The sequence below is a fragment of the Saccharopolyspora sp. NPDC002686 genome (assembly GCF_040295745.1).
Lineage (GTDB): Bacteria > Actinomycetota > Actinomycetes > Mycobacteriales > Pseudonocardiaceae > Saccharopolyspora > Saccharopolyspora oryzae.
This window is the reverse complement of record NZ_JBEOVY010000579.1, coordinates 1-2,680: the sequence shown is the minus strand read 5'-3', so window position 1 is coordinate 2,680 and position 2,680 is coordinate 1. Positions and strand designations below refer to the sequence as shown.

Sequence of the window (2,680 nt, the reverse complement as noted above, 5' to 3'; positions counted from 1 at the left end):
CGCCAGGTTGGAGGAGCAGGCGCGGGTGATCACCCCGGACCAGCGAGGACTGGGGGAGAGCCCGCTGCGGGACCTCCATGTTGATGACCCGCGGGGTCTCGACCAGGTGCGGCGGCAGTTCCTGCTGCGCTGCCTTGAAGTGCGCCGAGTTGACGTGCGCGCCACCGGCCTCGCCGTCGCGGAAGGCCTCGACCAGCACGTACTCGTTCGGGTCCTCGAGGCTGCGGGACCAGTCGAACCACAGGCAGCCCGGCTCGGCACGGGTGGCCTCGGTGAACGAGCGGGCGATCTCGGGCCACCGGTCCGCGTGCTCGGGCTTGACGCGGAACTTCGCGGTGATGAAGATCATCGACTTCCTCCTCCTGCTGCTGCCTTTCCGGCCCGTTCTACCCCGGCGCGCATCGCACCGCTCGCGGGCGGGGTGCGACTTGCGATTCCGATCACGGGGTGAGGATCGCGCGGCCGCGGATGCGCCCGGCGTCGAGGTCGTCCAGAGCGTCCTGGAAGCGGTCGAGCGGGTATTCGGCGGTGTGCAGGCGGACCTTCCCCTGCGCTGCCAGCACCATCAGCTCGCACAGGTCGTTGTAGGAGCCGACCAGGTTGCCGATGAAGTTGATCTCGGCGGAGATGATGTCGATCGTCGGGACGTCGATGTTCTCGCCGTAGCCGACCACGTGGTAGTCGCCCGCCCTGCGCAGCATGCGCACGCCGTCCCGGGTGGCGCCGCCTTCTCCGACGAAATCGATGACCGCTTCGGCGCCGTGCCCACCGGTCAGGTCCAGCACCGCCTCCACCTGGCTGCCGTCCGCGACGACGCCGTGATCGGCGCCGATGGACGCGGCGAGCTCGACAGCCGCCGGATTGGCATCGACCACGAGGATTTCCGCGGCGGTGATGGCTTTGAGCACCTGGATGCCGATGTGGCCGAGCCCGCCCGCGCCGATCACCGCGCAGCGGTCGCCGGGCCGCAGGGTGCGGGCGGCCTTCGCGGCGGCGTGGTAGGCCGTCAAGCCCGCGTCGGCCAGGGCCGCCACCCCGGCCGGTTCGAGCGAGTCGTCGATGCGCACGACGCTGCGGGCCGAGGTTTTGAGGTATTCGGCGTAGCCGCCCGCGGTGTCGATGCCGGGGAAGCTCGACTGCTCGCAGTGCACGTCGTCGCCGGACCGGCACGCCCGGCACAGACCGCAGGTGATCAGCGGGTGCACGATCACCTTGTCGCCTTCCGCGACGTTGGTGACGGCGCTGCCCACCGCGTGCACCCACCCCGCGTTCTCGTGCCCGATCGTGTAAGGCAGTGCGACACCGGACTTCTCGGCCCACTGCCCTTCCAGGATGTGGATGTCGGTCCGGCACACCCCGGCGCCGCCGATCCTGATGACCACGTCGTGCGGGCCGGTGATCTCCGGTTCGGGGACCTCGGTCATCCGCAGCGGCTGGCCGTACCCGACGACTTGGACTGCCTTCATGATGCGTTCTCCTCGATTTCGCCGTGCGCGGCCGCCCGCGCACGGGGTGTCTGGTCGGCGGCGGATTCGGGGTAGCGGGTGCGCAGCAGCCCGCGGCAGAAGTGCGCGTTGCCCTCGATGGAGATCCGGACCGCCCGGGCGAAGCGCAGCCGGAACGGCACCTCGTCCCTCGGGTGGGGCCGACCGCGATCGTCCACCAGCACCGGGGACGACGGGTCGGTGCTGAGCCCGAGATCGGCGCGCCGCTCCAGCAACGACCGGGTGGCCGGTGTGGCCGGCAGGTCGGCGATGGTCACCCCGACCAGGTCCTCCTCGGCAAGCGCTGGATCGGCCTTGAGCAGCAGGCCCAGGCACCGCTCCATCGCCGCCGCGTGCGCCTTGCGGCGGAACGTCCGGCGCAGCTCTTCGAGGTCTTCCTCGGCTTCGTCGCCGAACGTGCCGCGGTAGCCGGCGTCGGCGCGCAGGCCGCGGTTGATCAGCTCCGAGTCGTGGTGGTCGTCGAGCAGCACCTCGGCTGCTGCGACGCCCGGCAGCGCGCTCAGGACATCCTTGGCGTCGGACGCCATCAAGTAGGCGAAGTTCGGGGCGCAGAACGACGTCGGCAACCGCAGGTGCGCCGTCACCACCCCGTCGGCCGTCGCGTCCAGGGAGCGGACGAAGCCGAGATCGGTGATCGGCTCGTCCAGTTCCGGGTCCAGCACCTCGCCCAGCGCCGCGCGCGCCGCCCGTTCCAGCTCCTCCGGCGACATCTCAGGCCACCACCTCTTCGTCGAGTCCGAGGCCCGCCGGGACCTCGATGTCGTACATCGCGGCGGCGTTGAGCCCCAGGACCTTCTTCTTCTGCGCCGTGGTCAGCGGCGCGTACTCGGTCATGTCCGCCGGGATCTGGAAGTCCACGAACCGCTCGACCAGCCACTTCGGCGTCCACAGCGCGTAGTCGCTGGAGAACTGGATGCGGTCCTCGTCGAGCCAGTAGAGCAGTTCGCCGATGATCTGCGCGAAGTAGCGCGGCCGGGTGTGGATGAACGGCATCGCCACCGCGAGACCGGCGTGCACGTTCGGCTCCTGGGTGGCGATCCAGCAGAAGTCCTCCAACCGCGGCAGTCCGCAGTGCTCCACCACGAAGTTCAGCTCGGTGAAGTCGGTGGCGGCCTTGTCGACGTCGGCCACGTCGAACGCGTAGCACGGGGTCTTCGGCGGGCTCGGGCGTCACC

2 protein-coding genes and 2 pseudogenes are annotated in these 2,680 nt (G+C 70.3%); all 4 read right to left on the bottom strand.

Annotated features, from left to right (window positions below):
* Positions 1-64: 64 nt before the first annotated feature.
* Positions 65-349, bottom strand: a pseudogene (locus ABTZ89_RS37805) (putative quinol monooxygenase); the annotation flags it as partial.
* A 91-nt stretch (positions 350-440) separates the two neighbouring features.
* Positions 441-1,466 (bottom strand): NAD(P)-dependent alcohol dehydrogenase, encoded by a 1,026-nt coding sequence (locus ABTZ89_RS37800; protein ID WP_351054099.1) that lies wholly within the window; start codon positions 1,464-1,466, stop codon positions 441-443.
* Positions 1,463-2,215 carry a metal-sulfur cluster assembly factor gene (locus ABTZ89_RS37795; RefSeq protein WP_351054096.1) on the bottom strand — a complete coding sequence of 251 codons (753 nt, stop codon included), beginning with the start codon at positions 2,213-2,215 and terminating at the stop codon, positions 1,463-1,465. The genes ABTZ89_RS37800 and ABTZ89_RS37795 overlap by 4 nt, the downstream gene beginning before the upstream one ends.
* 1 nt (position 2,216) lies before the next feature.
* Positions 2,217-2,645, bottom strand: a pseudogene (locus ABTZ89_RS37790) (amidohydrolase family protein); the annotation flags it as partial.
* Positions 2,646-2,680 lie beyond the last annotated feature (35 nt).

What these genes read in the sequence shown, in the direction of transcription:
- ABTZ89_RS37800 (WP_351054099.1), bottom strand. Translation starts at nt 1,466, where the DNA reads ATGAAGGCAGTCCAAGTCGTCGGGTACGGCCAGCCGCTGCGGATGACC.
- ABTZ89_RS37795 (WP_351054096.1), bottom strand. Translation starts at nt 2,215, where the DNA reads ATGTCGCCGGAGGAGCTGGAACGGGCGGCGCGCGCGGCGCTGGGCGAG.